Annotated in this window: 40 protein-coding genes; 4 read left to right on the forward strand and 36 right to left on the reverse strand. The window is 70.5% G+C overall.

Annotation, left to right across the window (positions count from 1 at the left end):
• The 12 genes from ACF1G2_RS08605 to ACF1G2_RS08660 form a co-directional block, all read right to left on the reverse strand.
• Entirely contained in the window at positions 1–720 is a 720-nt protein-coding gene (locus ACF1G2_RS08605; RefSeq protein WP_391797522.1) for a hypothetical protein, read from the reverse strand.
• Between the two features lie 53 nt (positions 721–773).
• Positions 774–1,874: a phage minor capsid protein gene (locus ACF1G2_RS08610; RefSeq protein WP_391797523.1), complete on the reverse strand. Its 1,101-nt coding sequence runs from the start codon at positions 1,872–1,874 to the stop codon at positions 774–776.
• Positions 1,852–3,441: a phage portal protein gene (locus ACF1G2_RS08615; RefSeq protein WP_391797524.1), complete on the reverse strand. Its 1,590-nt coding sequence runs from the start codon at positions 3,439–3,441 to the stop codon at positions 1,852–1,854. Before ACF1G2_RS08615 ends, ACF1G2_RS08610 begins: the two co-directional genes overlap by 23 nt.
• Entirely contained in the window at positions 3,441–4,718 is a 1,278-nt protein-coding gene (locus ACF1G2_RS08620) for a PBSX family phage terminase large subunit (RefSeq protein WP_391797525.1), read from the reverse strand. The genes ACF1G2_RS08615 and ACF1G2_RS08620 overlap by 1 nt, the downstream gene beginning before the upstream one ends.
• Positions 4,705–5,253, reverse strand: a complete 549-nt coding sequence (locus tag ACF1G2_RS08625; RefSeq protein ID WP_391797526.1) for a helix-turn-helix domain-containing protein — start codon at positions 5,251–5,253, stop codon at positions 4,705–4,707. The genes ACF1G2_RS08620 and ACF1G2_RS08625 overlap by 14 nt, the downstream gene beginning before the upstream one ends.
• A gap of 129 nt (positions 5,254–5,382) precedes the next feature.
• The gene (locus ACF1G2_RS08630; RefSeq protein WP_391797527.1) at positions 5,383–6,051 is read right to left on the reverse strand and encodes a DUF4352 domain-containing protein; all 669 of its coding nucleotides are present in this window, start codon (positions 6,049–6,051) and stop codon (positions 5,383–5,385) included.
• A 189-nt stretch (positions 6,052–6,240) separates the two neighbouring features.
• On the reverse strand, positions 6,241–6,615 hold the full coding sequence (locus tag ACF1G2_RS08635) for a DUF6221 family protein (RefSeq protein WP_391797528.1): 375 nt from the start codon (positions 6,613–6,615) through the stop codon (positions 6,241–6,243).
• An 81-nt stretch (positions 6,616–6,696) separates the two neighbouring features.
• A complete protein-coding gene (locus tag ACF1G2_RS08640; RefSeq protein ID WP_391797529.1) occupies positions 6,697–7,299 on the reverse strand; it encodes a hypothetical protein in 603 nt (200 codons plus the stop codon).
• Positions 7,296–7,796 carry a hypothetical protein gene (locus tag ACF1G2_RS08645; protein WP_391797530.1) on the reverse strand — a complete coding sequence of 167 codons (501 nt, stop codon included), beginning with the start codon at positions 7,794–7,796 and terminating at the stop codon, positions 7,296–7,298. The genes ACF1G2_RS08640 and ACF1G2_RS08645 overlap by 4 nt, the downstream gene beginning before the upstream one ends.
• The gene (locus tag ACF1G2_RS08650) at positions 7,793–8,638 is read right to left on the reverse strand and encodes a hypothetical protein (RefSeq protein WP_391797531.1); all 846 of its coding nucleotides are present in this window, start codon (positions 8,636–8,638) and stop codon (positions 7,793–7,795) included. Before ACF1G2_RS08650 ends, ACF1G2_RS08645 begins: the two co-directional genes overlap by 4 nt.
• Positions 8,638–8,787: a hypothetical protein gene (locus ACF1G2_RS08655; RefSeq protein ID WP_391797532.1), complete on the reverse strand. Its 150-nt coding sequence runs from the start codon at positions 8,785–8,787 to the stop codon at positions 8,638–8,640. The genes ACF1G2_RS08650 and ACF1G2_RS08655 overlap by 1 nt, the downstream gene beginning before the upstream one ends.
• Entirely contained in the window at positions 8,787–9,065 is a 279-nt protein-coding gene (locus tag ACF1G2_RS08660; RefSeq protein WP_391797533.1) for a hypothetical protein, read from the reverse strand. Before ACF1G2_RS08660 ends, ACF1G2_RS08655 begins: the two co-directional genes overlap by 1 nt.
• A gap of 158 nt (positions 9,066–9,223) precedes the next feature.
• Here ACF1G2_RS08660 and ACF1G2_RS08665 point away from each other — a divergent pair, with 158 nt between their 5' ends.
• Both ACF1G2_RS08665 and ACF1G2_RS08670 read left to right on the forward strand, forming a co-directional pair.
• Positions 9,224–9,511: a helix-turn-helix domain-containing protein gene (locus ACF1G2_RS08665; protein WP_391797534.1), complete on the forward strand. Its 288-nt coding sequence runs from the start codon at positions 9,224–9,226 to the stop codon at positions 9,509–9,511.
• Positions 9,508–9,891 carry a DUF6221 family protein gene (locus ACF1G2_RS08670; RefSeq protein WP_391797535.1) on the forward strand — a complete coding sequence of 128 codons (384 nt, stop codon included), beginning with the start codon at positions 9,508–9,510 and terminating at the stop codon, positions 9,889–9,891. The genes ACF1G2_RS08665 and ACF1G2_RS08670 overlap by 4 nt, the downstream gene beginning before the upstream one ends.
• Before the next feature lie 60 nt (positions 9,892–9,951).
• On the opposite strand, the gene ACF1G2_RS08675 is transcribed toward ACF1G2_RS08670, so the two are convergent.
• The 24 genes from ACF1G2_RS08675 to ACF1G2_RS08790 form a co-directional block, all read right to left on the reverse strand.
• A complete protein-coding gene (locus ACF1G2_RS08675; protein WP_391797536.1) occupies positions 9,952–10,677 on the reverse strand; it encodes a hypothetical protein in 726 nt (241 codons plus the stop codon).
• 99 nt (positions 10,678–10,776) lie between these two features.
• Positions 10,777–11,001 (reverse strand): hypothetical protein, encoded by a 225-nt coding sequence (locus tag ACF1G2_RS08680; RefSeq protein WP_391797537.1) that lies wholly within the window; start codon positions 10,999–11,001, stop codon positions 10,777–10,779.
• Positions 10,998–11,327 carry a hypothetical protein gene (locus ACF1G2_RS08685; RefSeq protein WP_391797538.1) on the reverse strand — a complete coding sequence of 110 codons (330 nt, stop codon included), beginning with the start codon at positions 11,325–11,327 and terminating at the stop codon, positions 10,998–11,000. Before ACF1G2_RS08685 ends, ACF1G2_RS08680 begins: the two co-directional genes overlap by 4 nt.
• Positions 11,324–11,728 carry a hypothetical protein gene (locus tag ACF1G2_RS08690; RefSeq protein WP_391797539.1) on the reverse strand — a complete coding sequence of 135 codons (405 nt, stop codon included), beginning with the start codon at positions 11,726–11,728 and terminating at the stop codon, positions 11,324–11,326. Before ACF1G2_RS08690 ends, ACF1G2_RS08685 begins: the two co-directional genes overlap by 4 nt.
• Before the next feature lie 85 nt (positions 11,729–11,813).
• Positions 11,814–11,939 (reverse strand): hypothetical protein, encoded by a 126-nt coding sequence (locus tag ACF1G2_RS08695; protein ID WP_391797540.1) that lies wholly within the window; start codon positions 11,937–11,939, stop codon positions 11,814–11,816.
• Positions 11,936–12,145, reverse strand: a complete 210-nt coding sequence (locus ACF1G2_RS08700) for a hypothetical protein (protein ID WP_391797541.1) — start codon at positions 12,143–12,145, stop codon at positions 11,936–11,938. The genes ACF1G2_RS08695 and ACF1G2_RS08700 overlap by 4 nt, the downstream gene beginning before the upstream one ends.
• Positions 12,142–12,882, reverse strand: coding sequence for a hypothetical protein (locus ACF1G2_RS08705; protein WP_391797542.1), 741 nt, complete (start codon positions 12,880–12,882; stop codon positions 12,142–12,144). The genes ACF1G2_RS08700 and ACF1G2_RS08705 overlap by 4 nt, the downstream gene beginning before the upstream one ends.
• Before the next feature lie 70 nt (positions 12,883–12,952).
• Positions 12,953–13,333, reverse strand: coding sequence for a hypothetical protein (locus tag ACF1G2_RS08710; RefSeq protein WP_391797543.1), 381 nt, complete (start codon positions 13,331–13,333; stop codon positions 12,953–12,955).
• A gap of 42 nt (positions 13,334–13,375) precedes the next feature.
• Complete coding sequence (locus ACF1G2_RS08715) at positions 13,376–13,576, reverse strand: hypothetical protein (RefSeq protein WP_391797544.1); 201 nt, start codon at positions 13,574–13,576, stop codon at positions 13,376–13,378.
• Between the two features lie 52 nt (positions 13,577–13,628).
• The gene (locus ACF1G2_RS08720; RefSeq protein WP_391797545.1) at positions 13,629–14,417 is read right to left on the reverse strand and encodes a histone-like nucleoid-structuring protein Lsr2; all 789 of its coding nucleotides are present in this window, start codon (positions 14,415–14,417) and stop codon (positions 13,629–13,631) included.
• The gene (locus ACF1G2_RS08725) at positions 14,414–15,214 is read right to left on the reverse strand and encodes a hypothetical protein (RefSeq protein ID WP_391797546.1); all 801 of its coding nucleotides are present in this window, start codon (positions 15,212–15,214) and stop codon (positions 14,414–14,416) included. Before ACF1G2_RS08725 ends, ACF1G2_RS08720 begins: the two co-directional genes overlap by 4 nt.
• Before the next feature lie 80 nt (positions 15,215–15,294).
• Positions 15,295–15,732, reverse strand: a complete 438-nt coding sequence (locus tag ACF1G2_RS08730) for a hypothetical protein (RefSeq protein WP_391797547.1) — start codon at positions 15,730–15,732, stop codon at positions 15,295–15,297.
• Positions 15,732–15,935 (reverse strand): hypothetical protein, encoded by a 204-nt coding sequence (locus ACF1G2_RS08735; protein WP_391797548.1) that lies wholly within the window; start codon positions 15,933–15,935, stop codon positions 15,732–15,734. Before ACF1G2_RS08735 ends, ACF1G2_RS08730 begins: the two co-directional genes overlap by 1 nt.
• Complete coding sequence (locus tag ACF1G2_RS08740) at positions 15,932–16,219, reverse strand: WhiB family transcriptional regulator (RefSeq protein ID WP_391797549.1); 288 nt, start codon at positions 16,217–16,219, stop codon at positions 15,932–15,934. The genes ACF1G2_RS08735 and ACF1G2_RS08740 overlap by 4 nt, the downstream gene beginning before the upstream one ends.
• Positions 16,216–17,058 carry a hypothetical protein gene (locus ACF1G2_RS08745; RefSeq protein WP_391797550.1) on the reverse strand — a complete coding sequence of 281 codons (843 nt, stop codon included), beginning with the start codon at positions 17,056–17,058 and terminating at the stop codon, positions 16,216–16,218. Before ACF1G2_RS08745 ends, ACF1G2_RS08740 begins: the two co-directional genes overlap by 4 nt.
• Entirely contained in the window at positions 17,055–17,639 is a 585-nt protein-coding gene (locus ACF1G2_RS08750; RefSeq protein WP_391797551.1) for a hypothetical protein, read from the reverse strand. Before ACF1G2_RS08750 ends, ACF1G2_RS08745 begins: the two co-directional genes overlap by 4 nt.
• Positions 17,636–18,340, reverse strand: a complete 705-nt coding sequence (locus ACF1G2_RS08755; protein ID WP_391797552.1) for a 3'-5' exonuclease — start codon at positions 18,338–18,340, stop codon at positions 17,636–17,638. The genes ACF1G2_RS08750 and ACF1G2_RS08755 overlap by 4 nt, the downstream gene beginning before the upstream one ends.
• Entirely contained in the window at positions 18,337–19,116 is a 780-nt protein-coding gene (locus ACF1G2_RS08760) for an ERF family protein (protein ID WP_391797553.1), read from the reverse strand. Before ACF1G2_RS08760 ends, ACF1G2_RS08755 begins: the two co-directional genes overlap by 4 nt.
• Positions 19,116–20,156 carry a YqaJ viral recombinase family protein gene (locus ACF1G2_RS08765; RefSeq protein ID WP_391797554.1) on the reverse strand — a complete coding sequence of 347 codons (1,041 nt, stop codon included), beginning with the start codon at positions 20,154–20,156 and terminating at the stop codon, positions 19,116–19,118. The genes ACF1G2_RS08760 and ACF1G2_RS08765 overlap by 1 nt, the downstream gene beginning before the upstream one ends.
• Positions 20,153–20,398, reverse strand: a complete 246-nt coding sequence (locus ACF1G2_RS08770; protein WP_391797555.1) for a hypothetical protein — start codon at positions 20,396–20,398, stop codon at positions 20,153–20,155. The genes ACF1G2_RS08765 and ACF1G2_RS08770 overlap by 4 nt, the downstream gene beginning before the upstream one ends.
• On the reverse strand, positions 20,395–20,787 hold the full coding sequence (locus ACF1G2_RS08775) for a hypothetical protein (RefSeq protein ID WP_391797556.1): 393 nt from the start codon (positions 20,785–20,787) through the stop codon (positions 20,395–20,397). Before ACF1G2_RS08775 ends, ACF1G2_RS08770 begins: the two co-directional genes overlap by 4 nt.
• Complete coding sequence (locus tag ACF1G2_RS08780; RefSeq protein WP_391797557.1) at positions 20,784–21,404, reverse strand: hypothetical protein; 621 nt, start codon at positions 21,402–21,404, stop codon at positions 20,784–20,786. The genes ACF1G2_RS08775 and ACF1G2_RS08780 overlap by 4 nt, the downstream gene beginning before the upstream one ends.
• Positions 21,401–21,838, reverse strand: coding sequence for a hypothetical protein (locus ACF1G2_RS08785; protein ID WP_391797558.1), 438 nt, complete (start codon positions 21,836–21,838; stop codon positions 21,401–21,403). Before ACF1G2_RS08785 ends, ACF1G2_RS08780 begins: the two co-directional genes overlap by 4 nt.
• 88 nt (positions 21,839–21,926) lie before the next feature.
• Positions 21,927–22,163 (reverse strand): helix-turn-helix domain-containing protein, encoded by a 237-nt coding sequence (locus ACF1G2_RS08790; protein WP_391797559.1) that lies wholly within the window; start codon positions 22,161–22,163, stop codon positions 21,927–21,929.
• 556 nt (positions 22,164–22,719) lie between these two features.
• Here ACF1G2_RS08790 and ACF1G2_RS08795 point away from each other — a divergent pair.
• Positions 22,720–23,088, forward strand: a complete 369-nt coding sequence (locus ACF1G2_RS08795; protein WP_391797560.1) for a helix-turn-helix domain-containing protein — start codon at positions 22,720–22,722, stop codon at positions 23,086–23,088.
• A 449-nt stretch (positions 23,089–23,537) separates the two neighbouring features.
• Positions 23,538–24,794, forward strand: a complete 1,257-nt coding sequence (locus tag ACF1G2_RS08800) for a tyrosine-type recombinase/integrase (RefSeq protein ID WP_391797561.1) — start codon at positions 23,538–23,540, stop codon at positions 24,792–24,794.
• The last annotated feature ends 161 nt before the right edge of the window (positions 24,795–24,955 follow it).

A 24,955-nucleotide genomic window follows, 5' to 3' on the forward strand; every position in this document is an offset into this window, starting at 1 on the left:
TCATGAGGATCCGCGGGCCTTGGCCCGCTTGAGGGCGATCACCGTTGACCACTTGCCTGCGGCTTGGGCTTCGGCGATCTGCTTGTCGATGGAGGGCTGGTCTCCGGAGCCGCCGGAGCCGCCCATGTCGCCGCCGGAGCGGCCGGGCCCGCGCGGGGCGAGCCTGGCGAGCTTCTTCACCGCAGCCTTGATGCCGTCGGTGTCGACCTGGCCGTCCTTGTCGACGAACCGGGTGGTGTCGATGAGGTCGGCGGCCTCGCCGAGGTCGATGCCTGCTCGGGCGACGGCGGTCTCGAACTGGGCGGCAGCGAGCTTGGCGCCGTACTCGGCGGCAGCAGCCGTGCGGCCCTGCTTCTCCGCCGCGGCAACGGCCTTCTCCTGCTCGCTCATCTGCGAGGCCTTCAGCGCGGCAAGTTCGTCGGCCGCGGTCTTGTTGTCCTTCGCGCGGCGCTCCCACTCGCGGGCGCGCGCCTTCCAGTCCGTCTCCTCTCCCGGGGTTCCGGAGGGCTGTCCACCCTGGTCTCCGGCGGGCGGAGCGGGCGGGGCCGGGGGCTGTCCGGACGTGTCCGGGTTACCGGCGGGGGGCTGTCCGGATGCGGATCCGGCGGCGCCCTCGCTGCTGCCACCCGCGATGACGTAGATCGGCTGGCCGTTGCGGCGATAGCCGAGCACGGTCCCTGCGGGGTGCGTGGCGTGCGGGTGCTGGAAAGGGTGGGGCATGGTGTTCTCCCGTTTCGGGTGTGCCCGTGGCCGTGCGGCCGTGGGGCGGGTGTTCAGCGCGCGGAGCTGATCTGCTCGCGCGCAGGCTTGCGTCGCATGGCGTCATGGGCGGCCACGTGGGCGCGCATCTCGGCCTGCCACTTGCGGACGAACGTGCCAGCTCGGCGCCGCGCTTGCTCGTCCATCGCTGCGGCCTGGCGGCGCTTCCAGTGGCGGATGTGCCGCTCGATCTCGCGCTGCCGCTGCGTGTCCTCGTATGTAGTGCCGGGCGTCGCATGGTGCGGCGGGCGCGTCGTGACACCGGGGATGTACGCACCGAGAGAATGACGGCAGTTCGGGTGATAGAGACCAGCCGCACGGGCCTCCAGCAAGGTACCCACGACATGCACGGCGACTGGCTGACCGGTCGCAGGGTTGCGCTCCATCACGGTGCGGGGTCCGGGCGGCCCGTTGAGCGCAAGAACCTCGCCCTCCCATGGGCGGCAAAGCGGGCACTCAAGGGGAGCATCGGACACGATCACCAAGCCCATGCCCAGCTGCGCCAGCACGTCGACGTGCCCCTCGATCGCCGCCCGAGCCGTCACTGATCGCACCGCCATCTCAGCGTAGGCGGGCAAGCTCCAGCTACGGCCAGCGGAGTCGACGAACCCAGTGACGCCCCGGTTGGCGAACTCATCGAGGGCGCGCTGCGAGGCTTGGCGGCGGGTCATGCCGGTGAGCAGCTGGGTGCCGGCTGCGCGCCCGATGATCCGCCGGTAGGTGTCGACGACGGCCCGCGTGATCCGCTGGTACAGCGGCCGGGTGTCTTCGGCCATGGAGGCGGCGAGCCGGTCGATTGCGGGCGCGTTCGGGACGGTGTCGCGGGCGGCGAGCTCGCGCCCGATGTCCAACGCCCCCAGCTCAGCCACAGCAGCCTGCCGGCCACGGTTGTAGGCGGTGACCAGGGCACGCCGTACGGCCCCGTCGGTGTCCTGCTGGAGGGCGTCGGCGACGGCCTCCACGGCGGTGCGGAGGTTCCCGATGGACGCGAGCTTCAGCTCGGCCCACCGCGGCGACTCGATATCGGCCTCCAGCGCCTTCGCGAGCAGCTCCAGCAGCGCGCCCTCGGCGTCCTGGTAGAGCAGCCCTACCTCACGGGCGAGGTCCTCCGCCATGGCTGGGGACACCGGCATGCGGCACCCCCTCGCCCTCGGCTCCGGTCTCGGTCGGGTCGGAAACGGCGCGCCCGGACTCGCCGAGGATCGCGCCTACCTCCGCCGCCACCTGCTTGTCGTCCCAGTCCGGATGCATCATCCGCACCAGGGTGTTCGTCGAGGCCGCTTCTGCCCGGCGCAGCAGCTCGGCGGTTGCCGCGAGCTCACCCGCGCTCTCGCTGATGGAGTCCTCGAACTCCACCTTCGGCGGCTCGCTGACGTCGAGGCCCTGGACGCCGAACCGGGGCCCGGCCTCAACCGCGAGGAGCGCCGCGACGATGGACGACAGCGCGGGGTCGGCGTACAGCGCCTTCCGCGACCGGGTCATGAGCGTGCGCCGCTGCCGGGCACGGATCTCTGTCGCCGTGACCGCGGTGCCGTCGACCTCGCCAAACGTGGCAGCGGAGTAGCCGGCCTGCTGGGCGGCCTGCTCGATGAGCGCGGCGCAAGTGTCGGCGTGCTCCTTCACCCGGATCGCGAACTGCACCACATCGATCGGGTTCGATTCGCCAGCGCGCGGAAGCATGTTCAGGCCCGTGAAGACCCGCTTCTCCTCCTCCCAGTACGCGCCCTTCCCCGGGCCGGCGGACTGGAGCAGGGCGTCAGCGACGACGATGCGGCCCTTGCCGTTCTGGATGTCCCGCATCCAGCTGGACCAGGCTTCGTCGAGGGCGTCGAGGATGCCCTCGATGCCCTGGAAGTCGGACTGCCCCCAGTACGCGGCGCTGGGGATGTGGCGCCAGCCGCGCGCGGGGCGCACGTTGGGCATGTAGGAGGCGGTGAGGTGGTCAGGCGCGCCGGTATCGAGGCCGCCCTGGTCGTCCACCTCGCCCGCGAGTGGGGCTGTGGCCGGGTGGTCGTGAAGCGGCCGGGCCGCGCCGAGCGACGTGGCCGTGCCCTCGTAGAGGCCGTGGTAGATCCGGCCGCGCTCGTGCTTCTCTAGGTGCCGGAACACGCGGCGGCCGGTCGGGTCGTCGGGGTCCGCGAGGACGGTCCAGAACGTCACCGCAACGAGCTTGCCGTAGCGGAACTCGGGGACCGCCCGGTCGGCTGCGACGGTATCGATCCACGGCCGGTCGGAGACGTCCTCGTCCCAGACGACGCGGTAGTAGGCGCCGCCAAGGGCCGCGCACAGCTCGCCGCACTCCAGCAGCGTCGGGTGTAGGCCCTTTTCGACGAGCTTGTCGAGCCGGGCCTGGGTGCCCTCATGGTCGCTGATGAGCTTCGGCGGCTCCGAGAACAGCAGCCCGGAGGAGGTGCGGGCGATGTCGCCAGCCAACGGGATGTGGAGTTTGTCGCGCTTCTCGCCGGCCGGGACCGGGTTGCCCCAGAACCAGCGGGCGACGCGGCCTCGGATGCCGCCGGCGTACTGGGCGGGGCGGTTGGGGTTGCCGTATGTGCCGCGACCTTCGTAGCGCTGCTCTAGGCGGTCGGGTTCGGCGGAGTACCAGGCGTCCCAGTCGGCGAGGTCGGACTGGACGATCGGGTCGGTGGGCGGCCATGTCGTGCCGCTCGCGGGCAGGGGCATTACGCGGCCACCTCCATCAGGGTCGGGATGTGCGGCCGCCACAGGGCCTCTGTCGTCCGCACCCCGTACCTGAGGGCGTCGCAGGAGTGGTCTTCGAGCTTGATCGGGGCGTCCTCGCCCTTCTCGGACTTCGCGTCGTCCCACGAGTAGCCCGGGAGTTCCTCGATCAGGCCGGCCGCGGACTCGTGGACAAACAGTCGGTTGGAGGCCAGCAGGGCGCCGACGGTGCGGATGCCGTCGAGGACGGCGTTGTCGGCCTGCGTGACGCCGGAGACACCGTCGCGGTGCAGCTGCTCGATGAAGCTGGCCGCGGACGGGTCGACGATTGTCCACTCGGGCTGGACCCCGACGACGTTCGTGCCCGGGTGGGGGACGCTCGCGAGCCAGCGGCGGCGGGCCTGGCTGTACTCGACGTCGGTCTTCTTCCGCTTCTCCTTGCGGGAGTCCCACCGGTACTCGGAGGCGACGTACAGGTTCATGTCGGCGCCGAGCCCGATCAGGAGGTCGGCGAAGGGGTTCGTGGTGCCGTAGTCGACCGCGTCGCACAGCCAGCGGACGATCGTGGGCAGCGTCTTGACGACGTGCCGCTGCGGGTCGAACGCTTCGTAGATCGCGCCTTCGGCCTGCACCCAGTGCCCGAGCACGTTGCGCCGGTAAAACACCCCTTGGTGGGTCGACTTGAGGTGGTTCTTGTAGTGCTCCGTCAGCGACGGGTTGTCGTCGAGGACGAAGTGGAAAGACCGTAGGTCGACCTCGTCCGCGCGGAGGAGGTACTGCTTGCGCAGCCAGTGCCCGGGGTTGTCCGGGTTGGTCGTGAAGAAAATCTTCGCACCGTCCACCGAGCAACGGGCGTCCAGCTGGTCGAAGAACGTCTTCGGCAGCGTCGTCGCCTCGTCCACGTAGGCGCCGGCGCAGGTCATGCCTCGGATCTTGGGTTCGGCCTGGGCGTCGTTGGCGCCGAGGACGTGGACGATCCGGCCCATGATGCGGGCGGTGGCTGCGCCGTTGGTGTACTTCACCTGCTGGGCGAGCTCGCCGAAGATTTCGGGGTTCATCAGCGGCAGGAACGCGTTTCGGAAGATCGAGTCCCGGGTGCGGCCGACCATGACGAGTTCGCCGCCGCGGGGTGCGGACGCGACGTAGATCAGCCAGCGGAGCAGGGACGCGATTGTCTTCCCGGACCGGACCGACCCTTCCCAGCCGTTGAGGCGGGCCTGGGAGTCGACGATGCTGAGGATCTGCTTGCGGGAGAGGGGCAGGGCGTCAAGGAGATCCACCTTCCGCCTCCTCGCCGCTGGCTTCCTCCGCCCTGATCCGCGCCGCGATCTCGGCCAGCCCTGCGCCGAGCTTCCCGACCACCGAGACGGCGTCCTCGACTCCGCTGTCGGCCGTCGGCGGGACGAGGCGGAGCGACTGTGCGGCTGCGGCGGTTGCCGCAGCCATGAGGGCCCTCTTGTCGAGGGCCGGGGGCTCTGGGACCGCCTGCTCGGTGTATTCGTTGTCCTTGCCGCCGATGTTGAACACGACGGCCGGCTGCCAGAGCTGCTCGGAGAGGCGGAGTGCGTCGTCGACGAGGGCGTCGGCGAGGATGCTGCGCTTCTCGGCGAGGTCGGCCATGCGGGCGCGGGTGGCTTCTTCGGTGGCGGTGCGGTCGAAGGAGAGGCCCATTTCGGCGGCGAGGACGCTGATGGTGCGTGGGCCGCGCTTCAGTTGGCGGGCGATCTCGTTGCGGCCAAGCCCTTGTGCGTGGAGGCGGCGTACGTCGTCGCGGGTCTGGTCGGTGACGGGGTGGCTGTGCTGGTTGCCTCCCACGGGTCACCTCCGGGCATGCGAAAGGCCCCACCGGGTGGGTGGGGCCTGCGTCTGCTGTTTCCGGGCACCCCGGAGACGCCCCCATGATGGGGCACGGCCCCTTGGTTTTGCAACTAGGTGCAGAACCGGTCAGGACACGTCGCCACGCACGCCTTCGCCGAACAGGCCCTCGGAGTACGTCACGTAGGCCGGGGTGAACTTTCCCTTCCCCGTGATGATGCCGGTGGCCTTCTCGCCCTTCGCGAGCTTCATCAGGTCCATCTGATTGTCGTCGGCCGCGAGCTCGGCGTGATGCTTCACGCCCTCGGTGTCGGTAATCGTGAAGTACAGCGGGTTGGTGCTGATCTGCTTGTCGCTGTTGTTGGTGAGCGTCACGGAGACGCTCGTGTAGTCCCCGCCGTCGTGCAGAACGCTCGGCGTGAACTTGGCCTTCTTCGCGGACACCGTCACTGGCGCCTCATCCGCCGGCTCTTCGGCAGGGGCCTGAGTCTTCCTTGCCGGGGCGGCCTTGCTCGGCTGCGCAGCGGGCGCCTCAGCGGTGGGCGTGGTCTTGCCGCCAGCCTTGTCGTCGCTGGAGGTCTCAGGGTCGCCGACGAGGAGACCGACGATGATCAGGAACGCGAACAGGCCGCCAACAGTGATGCCGACGATGGCCCACGGGTTCATGCCCTTCTTCGGGGGCGGGGGTCCGTAGGGGCCGTAGGGCTGTCCGGGCTGCTGCGGATGTCCCCAGGCGGGGGTCTGGCCGGGGTGTTGGGGCGGGTAGGGCTGCTGGCCGGGCGGCGGCTGGTTGTTCACGGCGGTCCCCTCGCTGGTGGTCCTGGTGTGGAGGTGGCGTGAACGTACCGTGCGTGCGGGGGATATGGAGGGGGATCTGCCGGATCGGGACACGAAAGAGCCCCGCCACAACGGGGGAGCGTGGCGGGGCCGGTGCCGGGCCTACCCGGCGGGCCGGGCGCTACCCGGCGTGAGGCTCCAGTGTGGCAGTCAGGGCCGCCACTTGTCCTTGTAGTCGGGGTGGTCGGCGTAGGGGGCGGCGAGGTCGATCTGCTCGGCGCAGGCTTCTCCCTCGGACACGTGCCCGCCGTCGTCGCAGCGCCCGATTCCGGAGCCGCACTGCGCATGCCGCTCCAGGATCCGCCGCTTGGCGTCGACCTCGGCCAGCACCCGCGCGGGATCGTGACGGGCGATGTGCTGGCCGTCTCGGTCCTGAGTGAATGCCACGGTGCCAGCGTTGTCCTCGTCGCGGACCTCGTGAGCCATGTGGTCGTAGTACCAGTGGGCCGATGCCTGCCGGTGCGCGCGTGCGGTCTGCTCGTCTTTGCCGAGGCGGGCGCGGAGAAACGCGATCAGGTCGTCCATAGGGTCATCCTCTCTCAGGGGTGTCCACAGTGGGGCTTGGTCCACCATCCACACTTGGGGCAGTAGTCCATGGGGTGCTCCTCAGCTCTTGGCGATGGCGTGGTGTCGGTGGGCGTCGGCGGGGTCGTGGACGAGAGCCCCGCCCTGGCCGATGGCCTCTACACGGAACCCCTTCTCGGGGTCCTGCTCGGGCGCGTTGTTGGCGTTGGCGTTGGCGTCTGACCTGCACAAACAACCGCCGGAAGGGGTCGGGCTCTCGCGGGGGATGTCGTCCTGGTGGACGCCTGGCCCGTTCCCACCCGGGGTGCGCACGCCTGCGCGGACGGGGACGTCAGCGTCGTCGAGGAGCGCGCGGACCGCCTTCGTGTCGGCCACACCGGCCGCCTCGCGGAGGCGGGTCAGGAGCACGTGATCGCCGTCCTCGCCGAGCTCCTGGAGCACGGCCACGATGTCGACCGGCTGCTCCTCGTCCACCTCGTCGGCGGTGTCCTTCCGACGCCCGCGGAGCCACGTACGGGCGCGCCGGCAGCCAGCTGCTGCGCCGAGCCCCGCCACGGTGTAGCCGAGCTCGGGCACCGCGTAGACGGCTCCTGCGGCCAGGGCGACCCCCACGGCGAGGACGCAGCCGCCAGCGAGCTTGCTCGGCTGCTCCTCCGCCTCGGGCGCGGCGTCGACGGCGGTCACGTGATGATCCCGGTGAGCCATGCGCCGGCCAGGTTCACGCCGGAGGCGAGGGGGACGGCGGCGTACCGGGCGATGCCGGCGGACAGGCCGAGGCCGATTCCGGCGCCCCAGCCGCGCCACTTGGAACCGGTGGCGCCGCGCTTGCGGCGGGCGAGGAACCCGGCGATGACGAGAGCGGTGATGAACAGGCCGCCTTGGGTGAGGGGTGCTGCGGCGGATCCGGGGGCGGTGCCGGTGGTGGCGCCGACGCCGTAGACGAGGAGGCCGTCGCCGAAGGTGTTGAGGCCCCAGAGGGCGGTGTCTCCGACCCATCCGACGACGCCGCCGACGACCATGACGGTGAGGGCGCCGATGCACCAGCAGAGGAGGAAGGGGAGCAGGGTGCCGAGCTGGGCGACGGCGTTGCCTTGGAGGGCCTTGATGCCGGGGAACCAGACGCTCAGTTCCCACACGAGGAACGCGAAGCCGATGAGGACGGCTCCGAGAGTGGGGGTCATCGGTAGGTTCCTCCGTCGAGTTCGCGGCGAGCACGGCGAACAGCGGCGCCAACGGACGGCCTGTCGGCGTCGGGGCGGAGCGCGCAGATCGCGTTCGTGGCTGCGGGGTTGGTCGGGTGGATCGCGACGTGTTCGCGGGCGAGGTCGGCGATGCTCGGCTGCTCGCGATCCGTGATCGGGCTGGTCGGGGGCTGTTCGGGGCGCCCCGAAGCGGTGGGCTGCTCGGTGGTGCTCGGGAGCGTGATCGGGGGCTGCTCGGGCGTGATCGGGGCGATCGCGATCGGTGCTCGCCGGGCGAGCTCGCGGCCCTTCTCCTGTCGGGCAAGCTCGATCTCGAAGTCCACGGACACGTCGGCGAGGAGGCGTTCGGCGGCCATCTCGCGGCGCCGCAGCTCGTGCCGGTGCCGGGCCTCATCGACCCGCATGGCGCGCTCCTCGTCGGCCAGCTGCGCCCGATCGACGTCCCTGAGTGCGGCGGGGTCGCGCATGTCCGCAATGGCGAGCAGCCATACGACCTTCGCGCCGAGAGGCAGGAACGGGCCGGCGACGGCCATAGCGCGGGAGTTGCGCTCGATGCCGTGCCAGGCGAGGAGCGCGCCCACGAGGATCAGGGCGGCCCAGCCGATCGCCGGAACGATGTTGACCTTCTTCACGCGGATGGTGAGGCCGCGGGCTTCGGCAAGGATCACTGACGCCCAGATGATGTCCGCGCCGGCGGCGACGGTAACGCCGATGTGGCCGGCGCCGAGGAGGTCGACGAGGCTCCAGGTGGTCCACGCCAGGCTCGCGCCGGAGAGGGCAACCGCGGGCACAAGGAGCGGCGTGGGGATGGGGATGCGCATCAGGCGGCGCTCCTGAGGTCGTCGCGGACGTTCGCGTCGTCGCGGTGGGTCTGCCAGGCGCGGGCGTCCTGCGCGCGGGCGTAGTCCTCGTCGGCCTGCTTGTGCAGCTCGGTGACGCGGGTCTGCTCGCTGGTGGTGGTCTCGTCCATCAGGCACCCCAGGAGGCGCGGTCGAGGATGAGGCCGTACTCGCCGCGGGTGGCGCCCCAGGTGATGTGGGGCATCCGCATGAGCAGGGCGTGCTCGCGGTCGTGGTCGCCGTCGGCGTGCTCGCGGGCGAGGGTGAGGCGGTCGGCCGGGGTGAACTCGGCGACGGGGCGTTCGTTCTTGAGGCCGTGGGCCATGGTGCGGAGGGCGTCGCGGATCGGGCAGTCGTTCCGGACGCGTCGGAGGGCTTCGTCCTGCTGTGTGGCGTGGGTACGCTCCATGTGCCTGCTCCTGTCGTGATCAGGGTGGGCAGGCCCCGGCCATATGGAGTGGCGACTCCGGCCGGGGCCAACTTGCGTTGTAGCTGGGCTACTTCCATGGAGCGTATGGGACCCATACACTCTTGGCAAGTAGCCCGCCCGAGTGGAGAGGTGCGGCTGTGAGCGAGGAGGAGGTGCGGCAGGTGGCGGATGCCCTGGACGCCGTGGAGCGCATCGCAGACCGGGAGGAGCGCGTCCGGGCGATGAGCCTGACCATGGCCGCGCAGGTGAAGCGGAACCGGGAGTGGGTAAAGGAGCGCCGGGCTCTGGTGCTGGAGCTACGAGAGGCTGAGGTGTCGGTGCGGCAAATCGCGGCGCGGGTGGGGACGTCGCCGAGCACGGTGCAGGACATCCTCAGGGGCTATAGCGGGTCGGGGACGCACCGGCCGAGGAAGAGCGAGGAGTGAGCGTGGATCTGGTGGAGTTCCTGACGGCCCGCCTCGACGAGGACGAGCAGACCGCCCGCAGAGCAGGCGATAGTTTCCGCCAGATCGGCGAAACCGGCGTCATCGTGGCCACCGAGGGCGACCGCGCGGAGGAGTGCGCCTCCGCGAACTGGGCGGGCGTTGCCGAGCACATCGCCCGCCATGATCCGGCTCGTGTCCTCGCCGAGGTCGACGCCAAGCGGCAGATCGTCACGGCCTTCGCCGAGGCTCGCAAACGCGACTACAACGAGGAGCCGGCCAACTATTTCGCCGGCGTCCATGTCGCCCTCGGCGCAGCGCTGGACTTCCTTGCGCTGCCGTACGCCGACCATCCCGACTATGACGAGGCGTGGCGCCCGTAGCCGTGCACGCGTGAGGCCCCCGTCCGGGTGTATCCGGCGGGGGCCTTCGTGCTGTCCGGGTCAGGCCGCGACCACCCCGGCCTCCGACCAGATCGCCCCGCAGCTCTTGCACCGCGCTACCGGCTGCGCGCCGGCTCCGCCGTACACCTCGATCGTCCCGCCGCACGGGCAGGGGTGGCTGCTCGTGAGCTCGCGGCAGCCGTCGGCGAGGTCGAGCGTGGCCTCGATGCGCGCGAGTGCCCCCTCGGCGACGCGGGCGACGTGGTGCTGCTCGGGCTCGGAGAGCGGCCTGAACGGGCCCCTGGCGCCCTCTACACGTCCGGCCAGCCACACAGCGGCCCGGATGGCTGTGCGGCCGGTGTTGTGACGCCAGCGGCGCCCGTCGGCCGCGTCCTTCCGGGCAGCCTCGGCGCGGCGTGCGCGGTCCTCCCAGTACACCCGGTCGGCTCGGGAGCGGGCGTACGCGGCGCGGGCCGGCGGCGGGGGCTGCATGGGGGTGCGCTGGACGGACCAGGCGATGCGGTCGGCGGTGTCGAGGAGCGCGGCTTCGACGGCGCGCATGGTGTCGTGCACGCGCAGGTTGATCGGTACGGGCCGGGTGCCGAGCTGATCAGGGGAGCGCTCCAGGGCGCGGAGGGCGGCGGCCTCGGCGATGTCGTACTGCTCCAGGGCGTCGAGGTAGCCGCGGAGTTCGACGGGGGGCCAGGAGTGCTGGGTGGGTGCGGCGAGGGCGTCGTTGAGTGCGGGCCAGAGTTGGGCGATGGTGCGGAGGGTGGTGGCGGTCATGGTGCGCTCCGTGGTGTGCGTGCGGGCGGTACGGTGATCGCACCGTGTGGGGCGTGCTGGCCTGGGGAGGTCTGTGGCACGCCCCTCCGTCGTTCTGGGTCAGGTGTCGAGCGGGAGGTTGTACTGCTCGAACTTGGTGGTGGGCTTGGCGGATAGCTTCCGGGCGGCGGCCTCGGCCTTTGTGCGGGCGCGTTCCTCGGTGCGGGCGTTGCCCCGCGCTGAGCCCCGGCCTGGGACGCTGGCCTGCCAGTACCAGCGCCCGAACATGAGCAGGTCGAGGCGACTGTCGTTGCTGCACTCCATGACGGTGATGCGTGCGTTCACGTCTGCTGCTCCTGCTGCTCGTCGAGGGCGGCGCGGAGTTGCCGGTCGGCGTCGATGAGCCCGAGGCGGTAGGCGAGCATCTCGGGGTCGCTGGTGCCTCGGTGGCGGCCGATGTCGATGCTGATGGCGTGGAGTGCCTTGCGGACGCGTTCGAGGGCGGCCTCGGCCCGCTCGGCGCGGGCGCGGTGGCGCACTTCGCGGTGCTGCCGCATCTCGGCGTCGTACTTGGCGGCCTCCAGCTCGCTGTACAGCCGGGTCAGTTCCGGGTCGGTCAGGGTGTCGACGGTGTGCCGCCGGGCGGGCTCGGCAGGTGTGGGGTCGGTCATCGGGCGTCTCCGTCCTCGTCGTCGGCCGGGTCCCAGGTGGCAAGCGGGTCGCGGTCCGTGGTGGCCCAGGTGTAGGTGGGGCAGGGCCAGTTGTGGCCGCACTCGGTGCAGCCGCCCCACGAGCCCCCGTTGGAGTCGACGCCCTTGCGGTGCGCCTCGGCGATGCGGGCGAGTCGGTCGCGGGGGCTGTCGTCGAGGACGATCTCGGTGGCGCCTCCGTGGCCGTGTACGGCCTTGGCATGGCCGATGTGGTCCCAGTGGACGGTGGAGGGGCGTTCGCCGCGCCAGCGGACGGTGGTGGCTCCGTCGGGCCAGATGACGCCGTCGGCTACGCGGCCGGTGCCGGAGACGCCGGACACGTCGGTGTGGCGCTGAAGGTGGAACAGGCGGGGTTCGCTCATCGGGTGCTCCTGGGGTGGTGGGACCAGTGGCCGCAGGGGAGGCCGGCGGTGATGACGGTGAGGGCGACGAACGCGAGGACGGCGATCATCGGGCGCGCTCGCGGAGGGTGTTGCGGGTCCAGCCGATGACGGCGAGGAGAGCGCACAGGGTGAAGCTGGCGGCGCACCACCAGCCGAGGCCTTGGAGGGCGGCCCATGCCCAGCCGCTCACGGGGTGGCCTCGCCGTGGGCGGCCTGCTCGTGTGCCTCGGCCTGCTGACGGGCCGCCTGCTCGGTACGGCCCGCCCCATATGCGTCGTCGCAGGTGCAGCACCACCACGCCCATGGCCACTTGCGTGCGGTGCGCTGATGGCGCTTGCTGGCGAGGATGGCCCGCAGCGGGGTGAGGCTGGGCTCGACGCGGGTGTGGGCGCTCACGGGGTGGCCTCGTCGGCCATGCGGCGGAGGCGGGCGAGCGCGGCGTGGTCCTCGTCCTCGAACTCGTCGCCGCGGTTGGCCATCTGGTCGGAGGCGAGCTCCAGGGCGAAGGTGAGGAACTGGCGCTCGGCGGCGGTGAGCGGTGTCACGGCGTCCTCGATGCGGCGCAGCTGCTCGTGGATGCGGTCCCATTCGTTGATGTCGATCCCGTACACGGTGACGCGGGACTCGGCCGGCGGTGTGGCGTCCTGCCCCCCGACGGCGGGGTCCTCCGGCGCTCGGAACCGGCCGCAGCCGCAGAAGGCGAAGATGCACGCGGCGGAGTTCCCGTGCCAGTTCAGCGCGTGGTCGCAGTTGTCGCACGGCGTGGCGAGGGTGGGCACAGCGGCGGCGGGTTGTCCGGCGGCCTGGCGGGCCACGTCGACGACGGGCCGCCCGCAGGACGGGCACAGCTCCCAGTGGTCCACCTGGTCGACGGTGAGGGGTACGTCCGCGCCGACCGTGGGGGCGCAGCTCTGGCAGTAGACGCGGCCCTTGCCGTCGCCGTAGGCCATCGTCGGGAGCTTCTGTCTGGCGGCCTGGCGGGCGGCGTCCCTGATCCCGGCGACCACCTCCTCGACACGGTCGGGGTCGATGTAGCAGCCCCTGTCTCCGGTGCGGATTGCGATGAACGGGAGGTCGACGGGGACGGAGACCTCGACGAAGTCGCCGTCGTGGTCGCGGTACTCGAAGGTCATGGTGCTGCTCCTGTCGGTAGGGTCGGGGGTGACGCCCGCCCCGCTTGCCTCGGGGCGGGCGGTCGCGTGCTCAGGGGGTCGGCTGGAGCGCGTCAAGGAACGGCTCCCAGGTGTCACGCATCGACACCGCGCACTCAGCCAGGAACTCGCGGACGGCTGGCTCGTCCTCGTCCCGGACGCGGATGCCGACGGAGCAGAGCCAGGCCTTGCGCTGGAGCACGAAGAACAGCAGCAGCTCGTCCTCGGCGATGTCGTCGCGGAGCAACGGGTCCGGCTCGCGGCGGTAGGACTTCCAGTCCCAGCGGATGAGGAGGTTCTGGTCGCGGTCGCCGGTGTGGAAGAGGGTCTCGGTGAACTCGGCCCAGGAGGCGAACAGGGTGTGCTGCCCGTTCCTGAAGTAGTTGCCTTCCTGGCAGTAGTACGGGTGGTCGATCTCCCAGAGGTGGGCCATGTGGTGCTCCTTCGGGTTCGGGTGGGGCGGGCCGGCAGACGGCTACGAGGCGGTCAGCTCGTTGGCGTGGTAGGCCGCGGGCATCTGCGCCGGGTCCCCGTCGAGGAGCACGCCGTAGGAGCCGAACTGGTCCGGGCCGCTCTCGATCGTGCCGAGGGTGCCGACGGGGGCTGAGAACGCGCCTTCCCATCCGGCGGGGGCGTTGACGGTGGTGCGGACTCGCTGGCCAAGGGTGAAGGTCATGGCGGTGGGTCTCCTGTGTGTGTGGTGGTGGAACCGGATCAGCGGGCGTCCATCACGACGCGGGGTTGGCGGCTCGCCAGGCCTCCAGCACGCGCTTGGGGATCTGGCCGATGCGGGCGCACTCGATGCCGTTGGCGTCGGCCCAGGCGCGGACGGTGCGGGTGTCGTAGTTGCGGACGTACGCGGTGCGCTTCCTCTTCGCCTTCGACGGCGCCAGTTCGGATTCCCGGGCGGCGAGTTCGGCGAGGCGCTGCTCGAGCTGCTCGCGCTCGGTGGTGAGCGCGGTGAGTTCCTGGTCGGCGGCGTGGCGCTTGCGGAGGCCTGAGAGAGCGGCGCGGGCGCGGGCGGCCTGGTCTTGGACTGCGGGGTCGGTGTGCTGGTCGCCCCACGTGAGGAGCTTGCCGACGGGCAGTGGCGTGGTGTCTGCGGGGACGGCCCGCAGGCGGACGTCGGCGCCGGCCTTGACCGGAGCGTCGGCGGCGGTGGGTGCCGGGTGCAGGGCGGGTGTGGTGGTCATGGGTTCGGGGGTCCTTTCGTTGAGGAGTTCGCGGAGGGCAGCGACGGCTTCGGTTGCGGAGCTGGGGAGGTCCGGGAGCTGGTTGCGCTCGTTGCCGTTGAGGCCGCCGCGGATGCCGTAGCGGGCTGCGCCAGGGGTCTCGTAGGCGAGGGCGTCGTGGAGGCATTCGGCGCGGACGGGGCACCTGGAGCAGGCGGCGATGGCGGAGCGGATCTGGTGGGGCTGGCCGAACCACAGGTTCGTGTCCGCGCCGGCGCACGCTGCTCGTTCCTGCCAGTTGGCGAGGTACGGGGCAGCGGGGGAGAGGAGCTCCAGGGAGGTCATGAGGCGGTCCTCGCGGTGCAGTGGGTGTGGGTGGTGCGTCCGGGACGACGGGGGTCGGGGACGAGGCGCTCGTGGCAGCGCGTGCAGCGGAGGAAGCCGAGTGGCGGGGTGTGGTCGTGGTCTTGTTCTTGGTCGCCGTCGATCTGTTGGGTTCCGGACGCGCCAACTACCTGAGGTTTGAAGACCACCCCAGCCCCGTCATGGGAAGACTCTTGGGTACTACCTGGGTTGTTCGGGTCGCGGGGACCCGAACCAATCGGGTCGCGGGGGCCCGAACCCATACGGGTCGCGGGGACCCGAACTTCTCCCGGCTCCGAGCCCTCAAGTTCGGGTCGCGGTCCCCCGAACTGGTTCGGGTCGCGGGGACCCGAACTTTCGGCAGGCTCCTGCCACGGGGCCGGGGTCTTGCCGGCAGGCCGGCGGCTGCTCTTGAGCGACGACTCGGCGGCTCCCCAGTCGGGCGACGGGTCGTTCATGAGGACGTACAGAGTGGGCTTTCCTCGGCGCTGCTCGCCCTTCACGAAGACCACCCCGGCGGCGATTGCGGCGTTGAGGTAGCGGCGGGCGTCCTTCTCGCTGGCGCCTGCGGCTTTCGCGATGTCCTGGATACGGATCGGACCGTCGGGGAACCGGATCTCGCCGCTGGCGTTGGCCATGGCACGGAGGGCGTAGAGCAGGGTGAGGAAGCCGCGGCGAAGGGCCGTGGGCATCTCACGGGACCAGCGCCACGCCAGGGCGTTGCCGTAGGCGTTAGGCACGCTGCCGCTGGCGCGGGCGGCCTGCTCGTCAGTGCTCAACTGGGGCTCTCCGTGGTCGTGGTGCGGTGTACGGGGCGGGGGAGTCGGCCCGCCCCGTACTGGTTGCGGGGTGGGCTGCGTCAGCGGACGTATTCGTCGCGGCGCCGCTGCTCGCGGGCCCGCTCGTGCGCCCGGTACTCCTCCTCGGAGGGGTACTCGGCGAACGCGTCGCCGATGACCTGCTCGGGGTCACGCGGTCCTGGCCCGACCTCGTCGAGGGTTCCGTCCATGCGGCGGGCCCTCCACATCGCGCGCTTGGCCTCCAGGAGCGTGGCGGCCTCGCCGTCGGACCGGGCGACCTCGCAGCCGGTGACGCGGACCTTGACCTGGGGCTCCTTCTCCTCGCCGTCGGCGTGGCCGGTGTACGACTTGGACGTCAGCTCCACGATCGCGACGACGGTGGTCCCGGGCTTCTCGAACAGGCCGCGGCGCTGCTCGGTGGTGAGGCTGGCCTCGACGGACGCGGCGGCGCTGTCGAGCTTGACCTCGGGGGCCTGGTGGGGGCTGAGCTTCGGCATTACAGGGTGTCCTTCCGGTAGGCGTCGGCCGCGTCTGCGGCCTGCTGGGCGAGTGCTTCCTCGGCGCACGTCTTGTGCGCGGGGCTGCGCTTCGAGTCGCGGGTGTAGGCGGGCTTGCCGCAGTAGCGGCACGGCTTCGGTGTGTGGTGCCAGTGGGAGGAGTCCCGCCAGTCCAGGAGCGGCGGGCCGGGCTGGGTGCTCACGCGGCGGCCTTGCGGCGCCGGGAGTACAGGGCGTACCGCTGCGACGAGGACAGGCCGCCGGCGACGCCGTGTCGGCTGTCCTTGCCGAGCCCGTGCTCGGCGGCCAGGGTTGCGTTGAGGCAGCTGGTGACGACCGGGCACTGGTGACAGATCCGCTTGGCTGCCTCGATGCCGCTGATGTCACCGGTTGCGGGGAACATCAAGTCGGGGTCGATGTCCCGGCAGACGGCGAACGAACGCCAGTTGGGGATGAAGGGCAGGCTGGTCCCTCGGGTCTCGCTCATCGCACACCCCCGAAGATCGAAGCGAGCTGGGTGGCGAGGGCCTCGCGCATCGGCCGGTCCTCGACGTGGTCGGGGTGGACGCACCGCGTCGTGCCGCAGCCGGGCAGAACCTTGCCGACCGGGGCGCGCCCGTACTTCTGGCGGAAGGCATACCGTGCGGCGCTGATGGATGCGCCGTCGACGGTCCTGATGTGAAGGTCGGCGGTGGGCCACACCAGATGCCCGTCTGCCGTGGGCGTGGCGCGCCACTTGAACGTCTCCTCGAGCGGTTCGGCCGGCTGGCCCGGCTTGTGCCGCTCGAGGCCGAGCCCTTCCCGGATCACGCGGACCCGCCTGCCACTGACAGGGAGGGCACGCATGACCTTGCTCTGAGAGCAGCCGTTGAGGAGCATGCGGGCGATGTCCTCGTCCGTGGCGGGCGTGGTCGGCCGGTTCGGGTCCTTGACCTGCGCGGCTCCACCGATCTCGCGGACATGGGCGGGCGCGACACACCCCGGCAGGTCACACACCATGACCGTGTTGCCCTCGGGGGGCCGGCCGTGCTGGATCTCGAACGCGGCTCTGCGTGCGGTCCAGTGGCGGCCGTTCCAGCGGAAGGTGCCGCGTCCTGCCGTGATGTGCCCAGTCCACTTCACGTGGCCGTTGCTGAGCTCGATGGAGTGCGAGCGGAAGGCTTCCTCCAGTGACGCGGAGGCGTTCTTGCCGGGCCGGACCGTGGGCAGGCCGAGTGATGCGCGGGCGGCGGACACGCGCTTGGCATCGGTGTTCAGCTGCCGGGCAATGGCGCGGTCGGAGTGACCGGCGCGGAGCATGTCGGCGACGTCCTGGCGGATCTTCATCGGGCCACCGCCGGAATCTGCTCGGGCCACTGGACGCCCTCAAGGGCGCGCGTGTGGGTCGGCGGCAGCTCGGTGACTGGGTAGCCGAGCCAGTGCGCGCCGAGCGCGGCCATCGACACGGCGTCGGCCTTGTCGTACCGGGACACCCCGTCGCACTCGACACCGAAGTGCCGGCGGACCCCGTCGCGGACCTCGCCCTTGCCCGCGTTGCCGCGGCCGGTGGCGTAGATCGCGCGCTGCTGCGGCGGGCAGACGGCGTACGGCAGTTCGCGGCGCCACAGATCGTGGGTCACGAGCCACCACAGCCCCGCGAGCTCGTGGTGTCCGGCCTGGGCGCCGCGCCCGTAGGCCGGCCCCTCGACCACGACCAGGTCCGCGTTCCTGACGCGGTCGAGGATCTCCATCCGCAGCCACGACAGACGCACGTGCCCGTTCTGGCGGCTGCGGAGTCCTTCGGCCCAGTCGACCCCGGCAATGCCGGTGGAGGTGAGGGACAGGTCGAGGCCAATGACAAGGGGCCGGTGGATACCCGCGGCCGAGCGGGTGGTCAGCTCGGCCGCAGGGGTCTCGATGAGCGTCACAGGACGGCTCCGTTCTGGTGGTGCGGGATGAGGGGCCACTCGGGCGGGCAGTAGGCGGCCGGGTCGCTCTTGCGCAGGTATTTCTGGAGGCTGGCGGCCTGCTCGGCCGCCCATCCGACCTGCGCGGTGTGAAGCTCGGTGAGGGACATGGCGGCCAGGCGCGGGGTACGGGCGCCCTGCCGCCAGGCGACGCGGCACGCGGCGATCGCGTCGGCGTCGGCGGTGTGGGCCTCGCCGATCGGTACCTCGTAGTGCGCGCACAGGTCGGTCAGGCGCCGCTTGCCCTTGCGGCACCTGTCGATGGCCTTGTCGATGACGAACGGATCGACCACCGGTCCGGCGGGCAGCGGGGCGAGGCCGTAGCGGGCGGCCTCGCGGTCGAGCATGGTGAAGTCGAAGCGGGCGTTCATCGCGACGACCGGAACACCGCTCGCGACGACCTGGCCGAGTGCGGCGAGGAGTTCGGCGACGACCTCGGAAGCCGGGCGGCCCTTCGCGCGGGCGACGTCGGTGGTGATGCCGTGGACCTTGGCGGCCTCGTCGGGGATCTCGATCCCGGGGTCGGCGAGCCAGTTCGCGGAGACGGTGGGCTGTCCGCCGCCGCACTGGACGACGCAGGCGGTGACGATGCGGTCGTTCTCTGCGTCGACGCCGGTGGTCTCCAGGTCGAAGCCGCACATGCGGCCCAGGTGCCAGCTCACTGGCCACCGCCCGAGCGCTCGGCGTGAATCCGGCGGCCGAGGCTGCCGAGCGTCTCCATCTCACCGGTCTCGTTCTGCACCTGCCGGTTCATCATCTGGAGGTTGCTCAGCTCGTAGCCGATCTGCTGAAGACGGCCCTGTGAGGTCTTCTTGTCGAGGATCTCGTCGCGGTACGACTCCGCCGACCGGGCCGGGGCCTCGTTGCCGCGCTCCACGTGCGAGGCGTCCGGGTCCTTGTCGTGCGTCGGCGTCAGGCCGGCCGACAGAAGCAACACCCGCAGCGCCACGGACTGCGCCTTCGCGGTTCCCTTATCGGCCGAGTCGAGCGCTTCGCCCTGCGACTTCAACAGCATGGGCAGGGCATCGCCCTTCGGGCCCAGCACCATCCACGACACCGTGACGGTGCACTCACGCATCTTGTTGCCCTTGGACGTCGTGGTGTCGCGGTACGTCGCGTCCACCTCGACGGGGAAGACGTTGATGCCGTGCTTCAGCGTTACGGGCCCGAAGGTGTTGACGACCGTGTCGACGCCGCGGAAGTTGTAGCGGGTGCCCGCAGCGTTGTACTGCTCGCCCTTGGCGATGGCGCGGATCTCCTTGCGGACACGCAGCCACGCCAGGTGGACCGGCACCATCTCCGGGTCGCCGTCGCCCGGCTCGTACCCGGCCATCAGGTCGACGTACGTCTCCTGCTCCGGGTCCTGCTCGTACTCGTGCTGCTCGTCAGCGGCCAGGGTCCGGCCGGCGGCCGCGGCCGCGTTCTCGCGCAGGCCCATCAGATGCCCCCCTTGTACTTCGGTGCGATGTCGATGCGTTCGGTCGGGTTAGGGGTCACGCACGCCGCGTAGGCGTCGGGCCACCGTTCGGCAAGGAGTTCGAGGTCGACGCGCGGTGCAGCGTTCGACGGCTCCAGGGAGTAGGCGCGCTCGCCGCCGATGAGTGCGGCCTGGGCGCTGTCGAGGGCGGCGATCATGCGGGCCTTGGCGGCGGCCTTGGCCTTGCGCGCGGCAGACTCGGTGCGCTGGTGCTGGCCGTAGTCGAGGAGCGCGTCGAGGGCGTCGGCTTGGCGGTCGATGTCGACGGTTCCGGTGCGGGTGGGGTGCAGACGCCGGAACAGCCGGGTGAGAGCCTCGCCGTCGCCGACGGGCGGCGGAGGAACCTGCGCCTTGACGTGTTCGGCCCAGAAGCGGTCCATGGCCGTGGTGATGTCGGCCATCACGTCGGTGTAGGCGTCCCGCCGGATGGTGCCCTGGTGGTACTCGTTGCCGCCGATCAGGACGGCGTAATGCATGTGCTCGTAGCCGTTGACGGCGATCTGCCACAGCATTTGCGCCAGGACGTCGTCCGGGGCTCCGGCGTGCCACTGCGTCGACTTGAACGCCGAGCGGGTTTTGACCTCCAGGGCGCAGGGCGCCTGCTCGTCGGCGGAGAGCGGGCACTCGGTGACTCGACGGTCGAGGGTTGTCATCCAGTGCGGGTGGTTGACGTGGGAGACGAGACCGACGCGGCGGATGACGCTGCGGTTCTGCATGGCCCAGCGGCGTGCGACGGGCTCCTCGTTGACGTTGCCCCAGTAGGCGGCCTCGCCGGCGTCGTCGACGTCGTGGCCGAGCTTGTCGAAGTAGACCTTCAGCGGGGGGTTCTCATTGATGAGGCCGAGGATCGCGGGGACGTCGCTGGAGCCGATGCCGGAGCGGCGGGCGGTGAGCCAGTCGGCTCGGTCGGCGTCGGCGGAGAGGATGAGGCGGCCGGTGGGGGTGACCCGGCGGCCGGCGGCCGGGGCCTGAGCGGCCCCAGCCTGCGCGGTCGTTGTCATGCGGCCCTCCTCATGGCGGTGTTGGACGTGTAGGTGCGGCGGCCGGTCGTGGCGTCGTTCCACACGGTCAGCTCGCCCCGGGCGGCCAGCGCCCGCAGGTCCTTCCGCGCGGTGTTCCGGCCGGACGTCGGCCACGGCGAGCGGCGCAGCGTCGACTCGGCGCGGAGCGTCGTCCACGAGCCGCTGGTCTTGCGGATCTGGGCCAGGAGCCACTCGCGGCGGCTCTCCTGCTCGGGAGTCACGACGCCCTCCGGTCCTGCTGCGTCGGGACCGTGGCCTTGCGGGCGGGCCCGAACCGGGTCAGGTGCTCGGTCACCGTCGCCAGCTCGGCCGACAGGCGCAGCGCGGCGTTCTTGTCGATCGGGACCTGCGCGTAGTCCATGCGGGCCACGTCCTCGACGGCCTCGGCGGCCGCGTCGAGGACGCCCTCGGACCGCGGGGACTGCACCACGTGGGCCAGCTCGTCGAGCGCGGCGATCACTGCGTCGCGGGTGTCGTCGTCGCCCCATCCGGCAACGAGCTGCACGAGGGTGTCGAGGCGGATCCGGTCGGCGCGGAGAAACCCGGAGAGCCAGTCGGCGCGGGAGCGGAAGGAGAGCGGGGGGTTGGTCGACTCGTTCTCGTTGCTCACAGGGTGCTCCCGGCGGTCTCGATGGTGGCGGTGGTGCGGGGGGCGAGGGCTTCGAGGACGTGGTCGAGCGGGTCCACGAGGTGCCGCTGCTTGGCGAGTTCGCCGCGCGTGGGACTGGGCCGCTGTACGCGGAGCTCGGTCACCTGACCGCCGGTGAAGCCCGTCGGCCGGTCATCGTCCTCGTGCGTCCAGAACTGCACCCACACGCCGTCCTCGTTCCGCAACCAGTCCCACGACTGGCCGTCGGCAACGGCCTTGGCGATGTCGTCGCACACCGCGCGGGCAGCGTCGGGGGTGAGGTGCAGCTCCGGCTCGACGCTGTCGAACTCGGCGAGGAACAGCGGCAGCTCGAACAGTGAGTCACGGCTCGCCCGCAGCGCCTCGGCCGCGTCGGACAGCGCCTCGTTCGTGGTGTGGCGCTCCGCCTCCAGCTCGGCCACCCGGGCCCGCAGCGCGGCCAGCTCGGCGGCGGTCTCCGGGGACTGGAGCAGCTGCGCCGAACCCAGCGCGAACACCACCGTCGCGACCATGTCGCAGAACGAGTCGTTGCTCTCCAACAGCGCCGCATTCGCGGTCTTCAGCGCCAACAGCTCCGTCGGCGTAGGCGAATGCGTCATGCCGCACACTCCGGAGCCGTCGCCAGCATCTCCAGCAGCGCGACCGCCGCATCCGCCGACCGGCCGGGCTCATCACCCCACGCGTCGACGTGCGACTCCAGCGAGAACACGTCGCCGTAGTACGGGCCGCCGTCCAGCGACAAGGCCACGAAGCCGACCGCCATGTCCGCCAGCTGCGACGACGCATGCGGGTCACCCGTCGCCGAGCAGCGGATCGCCGCCACGATGCTCATCGGGCGCAGGAAGTGCGGCACGCACATCTCGCGGTCGCAGCTGTCCGGGACGTAGTCGCCCTGCCACAGGCCGTTCGCCTGAAGGATCCGCGCCGCGCCGAGGAGAACCGTGGGGACGGTCGTCGGCCGGGCCGTGGCGAAGACCACGGCGACCGTGCGCCGGTCTCCGGTAGGGAAGTTGGTAGGTAGGGTGATGCTCACGGGTTCCTCGATTCCTTGGGGTGTTGAGGGATTCCGGAGGGGTCGCGTACGGACCAGGCCCGGTCCGGGCGGCCCCGTTCTTCTTGGGTCAGGCAGAGGCGGCGAGCGCGGTGTCCTGCTCGGCCATCCAGGCGCGGACCCGGTCCCGGTCGAAGCGCCGGCCGCGGAACGCGGTGGGCTCCAGCGGGCAGCCGTTCTTCACCCACTCGTTGACGGTCCAGTTGCTGACCCCGTAGAGGGCCATGAGCTGTGCCGTGGTGAGGAGGGGGCTGATACCGGCGGGACGGAGGATCTCCGTGCGCTCAGCGAGGGTCTGAGTCGCCATGGGGGCTAGACCTTTCCACTGTGTCAGTTGAAACTGAGGGCATGTCGAAGAGGTCCTGGAGCGGTTCGCGCACCACGGTGGCAATGAGCCACGCGGTGCGGAGTCGGCAGTGTTCGGCCGCCGTCTCGCCGCGTCCGGTGATCTTCGAGACCGTCGCCAAGCTGATCCCTCGCCCCGTCGCGTCGGCCTTCTTCGTGGCCTTCGCGAGCTTCTCCCCGGTCAGTCCGCGGAGCTCCATTGCTCTGCGGATTGGCCTGCCGTGGTCTTTGCGGAGCAGGTGGGTCATGTACGCCTCGCGCTGGTCGGTGGGCCGGCTGCGGGTTTCCCGCTGCCGTTGACACATTTCTACTGTGTCAGTGTCAGTGAGGTCAAGCGTGTTGGCGTGAGTGTCAGTGAGTTTCGTGGCGCGGTGGCGCAGATCGAATGACTGTTCTAATGTGTCGGCATATGACATGCGCAACGGCGCGCGACGGGGAGGTCACGCGCTGCTGTGCGAATCCGCCATGCTTCTACTTTTACTTGCAAAAGTAGAAGATCCACGGGCATGGTTACCTCTGTGGAAACCCCTGCGGAGCGCGACGAGAACCTGGCGCAGCTGATCAAGCGAATCCGAGACACCTACAACGTCTCGGAATCGGAGATCGCGCGCCGTATCGGCGTTGCCCCCGCCACCGTCAACAGCTGGACCCTCGGCAAGCGCGGCGGCAAGCGCGGCCCCAACCCTGACAAGCTCCGGGGCCTGGCGCGCGAGTTCCCCAAGTTCACCGAAGCCGAGATTTTCGCGGCCGCGCGCCGCGAGGCCCCGGGCCCGCTCGACGACGAGGCTGAGAAGCGTCTCGTCAGCCTCTTTCGCGGCCTCACCGAGGAGCAGCAGCGCGCCAAGCTCATCGAGATGAGCGCCCTCAACGAGGCCAACAAGCAGTAGCCGGGAAGTCTCGAGCCCCGTACAACCGTCTGTCGCCTTCACGGGTCTAACCCAAATGGACTCCAACACTCCCAGTGAGAGTTGGGTGACTTACGGCACGTAGAGTGGTCGCATATTCACCTAAGAGGGAGTACGGTCGAAGCTCGGCCGCGCCCTCCCCCGAGGCCGACGTCCAATCGTCGCCTGCCTCTTGGGGGGACCCATGTGCATTCGCGTCCGCTACGAGCACTTCGACCCGGTAGCCGGACTCCGGCCATACGACGCGGCCGGCAACGTGGTCACCCTTCCCGACGCCCTTCCCCACCCGGTCACTCTGTTCGCCCTTCGGGCAGTCCTCGAAGAACTCGCCATCGAGCAGCCGGAATCCGGTGCAATCTGCTGGTGTGGGGAGGCGATCTACCTGCTTCCCCGCGTACCTACCCAGCGGAGGAGTGGCCAGGTGATCCGCCATGGCGCGTAGAGCGTTGAACAACCCCCGGCAGCTGCGAGAGAAGGGCTGCGGCTGCCCGTTGTGCAAGGAGAAGTACCCCGAGGAGAAGCATGGGGCCCGGAAGAGCCGGCGGGACTGCATCGGGTCGTGGCAGGCCCGGTACCGGGACCCGGACGGGAAGCAGTGCGGGCCGGTGTTCCCCACACAGAAGGAAGCCGTGGCGCACCTCGACAAGGTGCGCACGCAGGTCCGCGAAGGCACATACCAGGACCCGAAGCGTGGGGCCATCACCATCGACGAGTGGTGGGACGTCTGGTGGCCGACGGTCAAGGTCAAGTCGGTGACGACGAGGAACCGGAAGCTGTCGGCCTGGACAGTCCACGTTCAGCCGAAGTGGGGCAAGCGGAAGCTGAACACCATCACGTGGATCCAGGTGCAGGACTGGATCACGAACGAGGTCAAGGGCCACGCCACCCAGAAGAAGGTGTTGGAGCTGCTGCGCCACATGATGGTGGCCGCACTCCGCGACCGACGCATCACGGTCAACCCCACCCTCGACATCGAGGTGGGCGCGGCCCCGGCCAAGCACCCCGACGACATGATCCCGCCCACCGCTGCGCAGTGCGAACTGATCCGGCAGCACCTCACCGAGTACTACCAGCCGTTGGTAGTGTTCGCCGAGGAGACCGGCATGCGCTGGGGCGAGTACACGGGCCTGAGGGCCTGCAACGTCGACCTCGGCAGCGCCACGGTGAAGGTGAAGGAAGTTCTCATCGACGACCGTGGCAAGATCCGGAGGAAGCCGGCCCCGAAGAGCCGCGCCGGATTCCGTACCGTCCCGCTCACTCCGAAGGCCGTCGAAGCCGTCGAGCTGATGATGGAGACGTGGGATCCGGCCCTTACTGAGTCGCCCATCGAGGACGGCGAAGACCTCCACGAAGAGGAGCTGGTCTTCCGCGGCCCGCGCGGCGGAGCGCTGACCCGCCCGAACTTCCGACGGCACTGGATCCCTGCGATTCAGGCGGCCGGCCTGGCCAGAGAGGTGTTCAACCCGGAGACCCGGCGCAAGGAGGTCTGGCCCCGGGTGCACGACCTGCGGCACACCTTCGCCACCCGGCTGAAGGACGCCGGCGTCCCGGAGAAGGACGTCCAGGTCATCATGGGCCACGAGCGGGGCGGTCGAGTCACGTGGCTGTACCAGCACGCTGGCGCCGAGGTGGTCGAAGAGGTTCGTTCCGCGCTGGTCAGCGGGCGGCACCTGCGGTCGGTGTCCTGAGGTGCGGATGCCACACGATGCCACTTTGATGCCACAAGACCCCCTCACGGAAACCGATCGCCCCTCACGGAGGCTCACTCTCGGACTCCATCGAGGAGTTCACCACGCCTCACCTGGGCTCATTCAGCCTCACGGAGCCTCATGATCGCCTTACGGTTTCT

It is taken from the genome of Streptomyces sp. NPDC013457 (assembly GCF_043089925.1).
Lineage (GTDB): Bacteria > Actinomycetota > Actinomycetes > Streptomycetales > Streptomycetaceae > Streptomyces.

What these genes read in the sequence shown, in the direction of transcription:
- ACF1G2_RS08605 (WP_391797522.1), bottom strand. Translation starts at nt 720, where the DNA reads ATGCCCCACCCTTTCCAGCACCCGCACGCCACGCACCCCGCAGGGACC.
- ACF1G2_RS08610 (WP_391797523.1), bottom strand. Translation starts at nt 1,874, where the DNA reads ATGGCGGAGGACCTCGCCCGTGAGGTAGGGCTGCTCTACCAGGACGCC.
- ACF1G2_RS08615 (WP_391797524.1), bottom strand. Translation starts at nt 3,441, where the DNA reads ATGCCCCTGCCCGCGAGCGGCACGACATGGCCGCCCACCGACCCGATC.
- ACF1G2_RS08635 (WP_391797528.1), bottom strand. Translation starts at nt 6,615, where the DNA reads ATGGACGACCTGATCGCGTTTCTCCGCGCCCGCCTCGGCAAAGACGAG.
- ACF1G2_RS08645 (WP_391797530.1), bottom strand. Translation starts at nt 7,796, where the DNA reads ATGACCCCCACTCTCGGAGCCGTCCTCATCGGCTTCGCGTTCCTCGTG.
- ACF1G2_RS08650 (WP_391797531.1), bottom strand. Translation starts at nt 8,638, where the DNA reads ATGCGCATCCCCATCCCCACGCCGCTCCTTGTGCCCGCGGTTGCCCTC.
- ACF1G2_RS08655 (WP_391797532.1), bottom strand. Translation starts at nt 8,787, where the DNA reads ATGGACGAGACCACCACCAGCGAGCAGACCCGCGTCACCGAGCTGCAC.
- ACF1G2_RS08660 (WP_391797533.1), bottom strand. Translation starts at nt 9,065, where the DNA reads ATGGAGCGTACCCACGCCACACAGCAGGACGAAGCCCTCCGACGCGTC.
- ACF1G2_RS08675 (WP_391797536.1), bottom strand. Translation starts at nt 10,677, where the DNA reads ATGACCGCCACCACCCTCCGCACCATCGCCCAACTCTGGCCCGCACTC.
- ACF1G2_RS08685 (WP_391797538.1), bottom strand. Translation starts at nt 11,327, where the DNA reads ATGACCGACCCCACACCTGCCGAGCCCGCCCGGCGGCACACCGTCGAC.
- ACF1G2_RS08690 (WP_391797539.1), bottom strand. Translation starts at nt 11,728, where the DNA reads ATGAGCGAACCCCGCCTGTTCCACCTTCAGCGCCACACCGACGTGTCC.
- ACF1G2_RS08705 (WP_391797542.1), bottom strand. Translation starts at nt 12,882, where the DNA reads ATGACCTTCGAGTACCGCGACCACGACGGCGACTTCGTCGAGGTCTCC.
- ACF1G2_RS08710 (WP_391797543.1), bottom strand. Translation starts at nt 13,333, where the DNA reads ATGGCCCACCTCTGGGAGATCGACCACCCGTACTACTGCCAGGAAGGC.
- ACF1G2_RS08715 (WP_391797544.1), bottom strand. Translation starts at nt 13,576, where the DNA reads ATGACCTTCACCCTTGGCCAGCGAGTCCGCACCACCGTCAACGCCCCC.
- ACF1G2_RS08720 (WP_391797545.1), bottom strand. Translation starts at nt 14,417, where the DNA reads ATGACCTCCCTGGAGCTCCTCTCCCCCGCTGCCCCGTACCTCGCCAAC.
- ACF1G2_RS08730 (WP_391797547.1), bottom strand. Translation starts at nt 15,732, where the DNA reads ATGCCGAAGCTCAGCCCCCACCAGGCCCCCGAGGTCAAGCTCGACAGC.
- ACF1G2_RS08740 (WP_391797549.1), bottom strand. Translation starts at nt 16,219, where the DNA reads ATGAGCGAGACCCGAGGGACCAGCCTGCCCTTCATCCCCAACTGGCGT.
- ACF1G2_RS08745 (WP_391797550.1), bottom strand. Translation starts at nt 17,058, where the DNA reads ATGAAGATCCGCCAGGACGTCGCCGACATGCTCCGCGCCGGTCACTCC.
- ACF1G2_RS08760 (WP_391797553.1), bottom strand. Translation starts at nt 19,116, where the DNA reads ATGGGCCTGCGCGAGAACGCGGCCGCGGCCGCCGGCCGGACCCTGGCC.
- ACF1G2_RS08765 (WP_391797554.1), bottom strand. Translation starts at nt 20,156, where the DNA reads ATGACAACGACCGCGCAGGCTGGGGCCGCTCAGGCCCCGGCCGCCGGC.
- ACF1G2_RS08780 (WP_391797557.1), bottom strand. Translation starts at nt 21,404, where the DNA reads ATGACGCATTCGCCTACGCCGACGGAGCTGTTGGCGCTGAAGACCGCG.
- ACF1G2_RS08790 (WP_391797559.1), bottom strand. Translation starts at nt 22,163, where the DNA reads ATGGCGACTCAGACCCTCGCTGAGCGCACGGAGATCCTCCGTCCCGCC.
- ACF1G2_RS08800 (WP_391797561.1), top strand. Translation starts at nt 23,538, where the DNA reads ATGGCGCGTAGAGCGTTGAACAACCCCCGGCAGCTGCGAGAGAAGGGC.